Origin of the sequence: Dactylosporangium salmoneum, from assembly GCF_039532525.1 — a bacterium.
In the GTDB taxonomy this organism is placed as follows: Bacteria; Actinomycetota; Actinomycetes; order Mycobacteriales; family Micromonosporaceae; genus Dactylosporangium; species Dactylosporangium salmoneum.
On record NZ_BAAARV010000124.1, the window covers coordinates 124,062 to 130,887 of the forward strand.

The following is a 6,826-nucleotide window of genomic DNA, read 5'->3' on the forward strand; positions in this document are numbered from 1 at the left end:
ATAGCAGGGCCATGTCGAGCACCAGTGAGCGCTGGTTCGGGGCGGGCCACAGCACCGCCGCCGACTCCGCGAAGGCCGGCGTCGAGGCCACCGCCGCCGCACTCGAGGGCCGCCGGCCCGCCGCCGTCTTCGTCTTCTGCTCCGGCGGCCACGACCCCGCCGCCGTGCTGGCCGGGGTGCGCGCCGAGGCCGGCCCGGACGCGGTCGTGGCCGGCGGCACCGGCTTCGGCGAGCTGACCCCGGCCGGGGCCACCCAGCACGGCGTCGCCGTCGCGGCGCTCGGCGGCGAGGGTTTCACCGTGCGCGCCCACGCGGCCGGCATCGGCGAGCTCGGCGCCCGGGCGGCCGGCGCGGAGGCGGCCCGGGTCATGGCGGGCCTCGACGCCCCGCACGCCGCGCTGCTGCTGCTGAGCGACGGCACGGCGGTCGGCCCGCAGGAGGTCGTGCGCGGCGCCTACTCGGTCGTCGGCGCGGCCGTCCCGCTGGTCGGCGGCCTGACCTCCGACAGCCGCCAGCTCTGCGGCGACCAGGTGCTGACCAACAGCGTCGTCGGCGTCGCGCTGGGCTCCGACCGCCCGATCGGCATCGGCATCGCGCACGGCTGGCGCCGCATCGAGCCCCCGCTGGTCGTCACCCGCAGCGGGGAGGGGCGCATCTACGAGTTCGACGGCGAGCCCGCCCTCGACGTGCTCATGCGCCGCTGCGGCGGGTCGGGCACCGCCGACGAGCTGTTCCAGGGCGGCGTCAACCTGCGCCCGCTCGGGCTGTCCCGGCGCAGCGGCGAGGACATCCGCTCGCTACACGCCGGTGACGATCAAGAGCGATCCGTGTTCGGTACCACGGAAATCCCCCAGGGCGCCCTGGTCTGGCTGATGGAGGGCGAGCACGACGAGCTCGTGGCCGGCGCCGGCACCGCCCCCGAGGAGCGGCAGATGCTGCAGGGCATGGCCCAGATGCTCGGGGCGGCGCTGCGCAGCATCCGGGCGCTGGCCGCCGAGCGGACGCTGTGGGCCGAGCGGGAGCGCGAGACCCGGCTGGTCGAGGCGCTGCTGACCATCCAGCGGGCCATCTCCTCCCGCCGCCCGCTGCAGGAGATCCTCGACCTGACCACCGCCGGCGCGGCCGAGCTGCTCGGCGGCGCGCACGTCGCCCTGGTGCTCACCGACCCGCAGCCCCGCGTGGCGTCGAACTTCGCCGGCGACTGGACCGACGAGCGGCACCGGGAGGCCGCCCGCTCGGCCATGGCGGCCGGCGACCTGCGGGTGCAGGAGGTCCCCGGCGGGGTGGTGATCGCCGCGCCCGTGCAGGTCACCGGTGGGACGGCCGGCAGCCTGGTGGCCTGCCTCGACGGCCCCGCCGGGCACCGGCCCGACCAGCTCGCGGCCTTCGCCCAGCAGGTCGGCCTGGCCCTCACCGACGCCCGGACCGTCGAGCAGGTGCACGAGGCCCACCGCGACCACGTCACCGGCCTGCCCAACCGGGCCCTGTTCCTGCGCATCTTCCACGAGCACCCGGACTCCGGCGTGCTCTTCATCGACCTGGACCGCTTCAAGGCGGTGAACGACAGCCTCGGCCACGACGCCGGCGACCAGCTGCTCGCCGCCGTGGCCGAGCGGATCCGCGGCTGCGTGCGGGCCGCCGACACCGTGGCCCGCCTCGGCGGCGACGAGTTCGCCGTGCTGCTGGCCGACGCCGACGCCACCGCCGCGGTGGCCGCCGGCGGGCGCATCATCGCCGCGGTGCGTGAACCGTTCCGCCTGCTGGGCCGCAGCGTCTACATCGGCGCCAGCGTCGGCGCCGCGCTGCCGGGCGCCGCCGGCGCCGCCCCGGACGAGCTGCTCGACAGCGCGGACCTGGCGATGTACCGCGCGAAGAAGGAAGGCCCGGGCCGGGTCGTGGTCTACGAGCCGGCCATGCGCGAAGCCGCCCTGGACTACCTGTCGCTGCGCGGCGACCTGCAGCGGGCGCTGGCCGAGGGGGAGTTCGGGCTGCAGTACCAACCCTTGATCCGCCTCGACGACGAGGGCCCCGGCGCCGTGGTCGGGGTCGAGGCCCTGCTGCGGTGGAACTCCCCATCCCGCGGCACGGTGCCGCCGGCGGATTTCCTGCCGATCGCCGAGGAGTCCGGCCTGATCGCCGACATCGGCCAGTGGGTGCTCGCCACCGCCGCCCGCCAGGTCGCCGTGTGGCGCCGCGGCCGTCCCGGCCTGACCCTCAACGTCAACGTCTCCGGCCACGAGCTGGTCCGCCCGGGCTTCGCCGCCCAGGTCACCCGCTCCCCGGCCGCCGCCGGCCTGCCCACGTCCGCCGTCACCCTGGAGCTGACCGAGTCGGTCCTGATGAGCGACCCGCGCGCCGCCGTCGCCGCCCTGACCGACCTGCGCGCCCTCGGCGTCCAGCTCTCCATCGACGACTTCGGCACCGGGTACTCGTCGCTGGCCTACCTGCGCGAGCTGCCCGTCGACGAGCTCAAGGTCGACCGCGCCTTCATCGCCCGGGCCGAGCTGACCGGCCGGGACCTGGCCCTGGTCTCGACCATCATGGAGCTGGGTCACATCCTGGGGCTGCGCGTGGTGGCCGAGGGGATCGAGAACCAGGCGCAGCTGGACGCGGTGCGCCGCCTGGGCTGCGCCCTGGGCCAGGGCTTCCACCTGTACCGGCCGATGGACCCGGCGCAGCTGCCGGCCCTGCTCGTGCCGCCCGCGGCCCTGTCCCCGGCGGCCTGATCGCCGCGTTTCCCGACATGTCGGGCGCTGGCGCGCCACGACATGGCGTATTTATGCCCCGTCGGGCGACGTATGGGCGGGATTTCGACATGTCGGGCGCTGGCGCGCCACGACATGTCGCATTTATGCCCTGATAGGCGATGTATCGGACCTCGACGCATTCGGCGGACGCAACGAAACGAGGGGCCGGGCAGAAGCCCGACCCCTCGTCGCGGTTGCGGTGATCAGCGGCCCTGCAGCGACTTCACGTTGTCGCCGAAGGTCCAGCCCTTCGAGCCGTCCCAGTTGATGGACCAGTCCATCAGGCCCTTGATCTGGCCCGACACGCCGTTCCAGGACTGCGACACGAGCGAGGGGGCCATGTAGCCGCCGCCGGCGCCGGACTGGGCGGGCAGGCCGGGGACCTGCTTGTCGTACGGGATGCGGATGGTCGTGCCCTGGATCGTCAGACCCGAGTTCAGGCAGTTGGTCTGGACCGTGAAGCCCTGGACCGTGCCGGCCGAGTAGGAGTCACCGGAGCAGCCGTACATGCTGCCGTTGTAGTACTGCATGTTGAGCCACCACAGGCGGCCGTTGTCCAGGTACTTCTTGATGATCGGCAGGTACGAGCCCCAGATCGACCCGTAGGTCACGCTGCCGCCGGTCACGTACGCCGTCTCCGGCGCCATGGTGAGGCCGAAGTTCGACGGCATCTGGGCCAGCACGCCGTCGATGATGCGGATCAGGTTGGCCTGCGACGTCGACAGGGTGCCGATGCTGCCGCTGCCCGACAGGCCGGTCTCGATGTCGATGTCGATGCCGTCGAAGTTGTTGGCCTTGAGGATCGGCACGATCGTCGAGACGAACTTGTCCGCCACCGTCGACGAGCTCAGGTCGATGCCCGCGGCCGCGCCGCCGATCGACATCAGCAGCGTCATGCCGTTGGCCTTGGCCTGGCACATCTCGGCCGGGGTCGGGACCTTCACGCCCGAGTCCATGCCGTTTTCCCACAGCACGGTGCCGTCGGAGCGGATGACCGGGAAGGCCAGGTTGATGACGTTGTAGCCGTGCTGGGCCATCCGCGAGTCGGTGATCGGGATCCAGCCGAGACCCGGGTGCACGCCGTTGGAGGCGCCGTCCCAGTTCTCCCAGTAGCCCTGCAGCACCTTGCCGGCCGGCCGCGACTTGACCGAGCAGGCGCCGCCGGTGGGCGACGTGGTCGGCGACGTCGTGGGGGAGCTCGACGGCGAGCGGCTCGGCGAGGCCGAGGCCGACGGCGACGGTGAGGAGGTGCGCGACGGCGTCGGCGAGGCGGTCGGCGAGCTACCGCCGCCGCCGGTGCAGGCGCCGAGGTCCTTCCACAGCGACGGCGTGGCGGCCGGGTTCCAGTTGGCGCCCACATAGGCGGTGTGGGTCACCAGAGCCTGGTACGTGTGCCCGTTGTAGGTCACCTGCGTGCCGACCGTGTACGTGTTGCCCTCAGCCCAGGTCGGTGCGGTACACGCGGCCTCCGCGACGTTGGTGACCGCCTGTGCCTGCAGCGTGGGCGCGAGGGCCAGCGCCGTCACGACGGCCGCGGCCGCGCCGACTACCAGGGCGAATGTGCGACGACGAGATCTCACGGGACCTCCAGCCCATCGATGGATCGATGAGCAGGGACGCTATCAGTTAACACTATTAAATGTAAGGGTCGGGATCCTTAAAGAGGTGCCAGCTCGATCCGCAGCCTGGCCAGGGCGTCCCGGTCGCCGACGACGTCGATCGCGCCGATCCGCCCCTCCTCGACGGTGAACACGAAGACCCCGAGCGCGACGCCGGCCGGCGCCCAGGCCCAGGCGGCCGCGCCGTCGACCCGGGCCAGCCGGGCGCCGCGGGCCCGCCCGGTGAACGAGCGGGCCACCCGGGCCGCGCCCGTCTCGGCGGCGAACACCCCGCGTCCTGAGCCGCCGCCCCGGCGCGGACGCGGTGGGCGACCTGTCCACGGGCGCCGGCCTCGCCGAGGCCGTCGCGAGCGCCGACGCGATTCTGCACTGCGCCACGGCCCCGAAGGGCGACGCCGCCGCCACCCGGAACCTGATCGCCGCCGTCGCGGGAAGACCACACCTGGTCTACGTCTCCGTGGTGGGCATCGACGCGGTTCCCAATTGGGGGTACACCGGGGAGAAACTGCGCAGCGAACGGCTCGTCGCCGAAAGTGGCCTGCCCTCCACCATCCTGCGGGCGGCGCAGTTCTACGAGTACCTGCTCGCCCCGATGCGCCGGATGGCCCGCTTCCCGGTCGTGCCGGTCCCGTCGGGCTTCCACGTGCAGCCGGTCGACACCGCGGAGGTCGCCGCGCGGCTGGCCGACCTGACGCTCGCGCCGCCGTCCGGCCGGCGCTCCCGACTTCGCCGGCCCGCACCCGCTCACCTGGGCGTCCATGCAGCGCGATGTCCTGCGCGCGACCGGCCGCCGCCGCTGGGTGCTGCCCATCCGCGTCCCGGGCACCGCCTCGATCCGGAGGGGCGGCATGCTCCCGGCGACGCCTCGGACGCTGGGCACCCGCTCGTGGGAGTCGTACCTGTCGGAGGCCGTTTCGACCGGGTGAGCCGACGATTCGGCCCCGCCACCCGGATCGGGGCGACGGGGCCGAATCGTGTGCTGCTCGCGGGCCGGTCAGCCGCGATCGCGGGGCGGCTCGGCCCACGGCGAGTTGGACGGCTTGTCCCCGCGCGGCCGGTTCTCGATCTTCGCGGTGGCCTCGGGGTCGACCGCCTCCTCGGCGGGAGGGGCCTCGAACCGGGTCGTCGCCTCCCCGTCGTCCGCGGGCACCCGCAGCACCGTCGTCGCCTCGCCGTCGCCGTCGGAGGCCGGGGCGGCGGTTTCGACGGGCGGCTGCGGCGCCATCGGCTGGAACCGGCTCCGCGGTGGCCCGTCGCTCTCCGGATCCTCGCCCTCCCGATCCTCGGCGGGGGCCGGTTCCCCGTTCGGCGCCGCGTGGCGGGGCCGCGGGTGTACCGGCGACTGGCTCCCGGGGTGGAACGCCTCGGTCTCCTCTTCCCGCCCGGGCCGCGACGGCACCGCGAACCCGTCGAACGACGGGCCGTCCAGGATCGAGGTCTCCGCGGGTACCGGTCCCCGGGCCGCCCGCGAGGGCAGTCCGCTCGCCGTCGACGCCGCGGCGCCGGGCTCCTCGTCGGAGATGCGCAGCGGCCGCGTGGCGTCGTTGTCCGCGTCGTCGCCGGCCGCGCTCGGCGCCGGAATGACCGGCCACGATCCGGAGGGCCCCAACACGGCCTCGGCCGGCGGCGAAACCGGCGCCCCGGAAGCGGGGGCCGACGAGACCGGCGTCCCAGTGACTGGCGGCGTCGAAACGGGCGGCGTCGAAACGGGTGGCGTCGAAACGGGTGGCGTCGACAACGGCGGCGTCGTCACGGGCGGCGTCGTCACGGGCGGCGTCACGGGCGGCGTCGTCACGGGCGGCGTCGAGAACGGCGGCGTCGTCACGGGCGGTGGGGAAAGCGGCGGTGGAGAAAGCGGCGGCGGAGAAACAGGCAGCGGAGGCACCGGCGGCGGCATAACAGGCCCGGTGGCCGGTGGCGGCGAGGCGGGAGAGGGCGCGGCGGCCCCGGACGACGGCTGGTCGAACCCGAACGGCTGCGTGGGCCCGTCCTCGTCCGAAGGCTGGGTCGCCCCACGGCTGTAGCCGGTCGCCCCGGCCCGGATCTCACCCGGCGGTCGCGGCCCGCCGTAGGGCACGGGCGGCGAGGTGGGATCCGTCGGCGTGCGCACCGGCAGCTCCCCGGTGCCCGATCCCGGCCCCCCGCTCCACGGCGTGGTGGCGGGCCGCGCGGCCTCAACCTCCGGGGTAAGCCAGGCCGGCTCGCCCGCACCGGCGCCGTGCGGCGGCGACCCGGCCGCCCCCGAGCCGCTCGGCGGCGGGGAAACGGCGGGCGGAGCGGAAACCGCCGGAGGCGTGGAAACCGCCGGAGGTGTGGAAGCGGGAGGAGGAGTGGTGACAGGCGGAGGAGTGGTGACAGGCGGAGGAGTGGAAGCGGGCGGAGGAGTGGTGACGGGCGGCGGCGCGGCGAACGGCGCGGCCGGCGGACCCGCGGGCGCGAACGGCGCGGCCGGCGGACCCG

At 74.6% G+C, this 6,826-nt stretch carries 6 protein-coding genes and 1 pseudogene; 4 read left to right on the top strand and 3 right to left on the bottom strand.

The features are described from left to right. The first annotated feature begins 11 nt into the window (after positions 1-11). On the top strand, positions 12-2,726 hold the full coding sequence (locus ABD352_RS52640; protein ID WP_344620222.1) for a bifunctional diguanylate cyclase/phosphodiesterase: 2,715 nt from the start codon (positions 12-14) through the stop codon (positions 2,724-2,726). Positions 2,727-2,950: 224 nt separating this feature from the next. On the opposite strand, the gene ABD352_RS52645 is transcribed toward ABD352_RS52640, so the two are convergent. Further along, on the bottom strand, positions 2,951-4,327 hold the full coding sequence (locus tag ABD352_RS52645; RefSeq protein WP_425553972.1) for a carbohydrate-binding protein: 1,377 nt from the start codon (positions 4,325-4,327) through the stop codon (positions 2,951-2,953). 77 nt (positions 4,328-4,404) lie between these two features. Continuing rightward, positions 4,405-4,635, bottom strand: a complete 231-nt coding sequence (locus ABD352_RS52650; RefSeq protein ID WP_344620223.1) for a hypothetical protein — start codon at positions 4,633-4,635, stop codon at positions 4,405-4,407. Between the two features lie 35 nt (positions 4,636-4,670). Here ABD352_RS52650 and ABD352_RS57970 point away from each other — a divergent pair. Next, positions 4,671-4,928 (top strand): annotated as a pseudogene (locus tag ABD352_RS57970) (SDR family oxidoreductase); the annotation flags it as partial. A 196-nt stretch (positions 4,929-5,124) separates the two neighbouring features. Further along, positions 5,125-5,292, top strand: coding sequence for a hypothetical protein (locus ABD352_RS52655; protein ID WP_344620224.1), 168 nt, complete (start codon positions 5,125-5,127; stop codon positions 5,290-5,292). Positions 5,293-5,360: 68 nt separating this feature from the next. Here ABD352_RS52655 and ABD352_RS52660 read toward each other — a convergent pair whose 3' ends face one another. Further along, positions 5,361-5,975, bottom strand: coding sequence for a hypothetical protein (locus tag ABD352_RS52660; RefSeq protein WP_344620225.1), 615 nt, complete (start codon positions 5,973-5,975; stop codon positions 5,361-5,363). On the opposite strand from ABD352_RS52660, the gene ABD352_RS52665 reads away from it, so the two are divergent. Then, positions 5,947-6,390 carry a hypothetical protein gene (locus tag ABD352_RS52665; RefSeq protein ID WP_344620226.1) on the top strand — a complete coding sequence of 148 codons (444 nt, stop codon included), beginning with the start codon at positions 5,947-5,949 and terminating at the stop codon, positions 6,388-6,390. The genes ABD352_RS52660 and ABD352_RS52665 overlap by 29 nt on opposite strands. Positions 6,391-6,826 lie beyond the last annotated feature (436 nt).

Coding starts and splice junctions, on each gene's coding strand:
- ABD352_RS52640 (WP_344620222.1), top strand. CDS start 12: ATGTCGAGCACCAGTGAGCGCTGGTTCGGGGCGGGCCACAGCACCGCC.
- ABD352_RS52655 (WP_344620224.1), top strand. CDS start 5,125: ATGCAGCGCGATGTCCTGCGCGCGACCGGCCGCCGCCGCTGGGTGCTG.
- ABD352_RS52665 (WP_344620226.1), top strand. CDS start 5,947: ATGACCGGCCACGATCCGGAGGGCCCCAACACGGCCTCGGCCGGCGGC.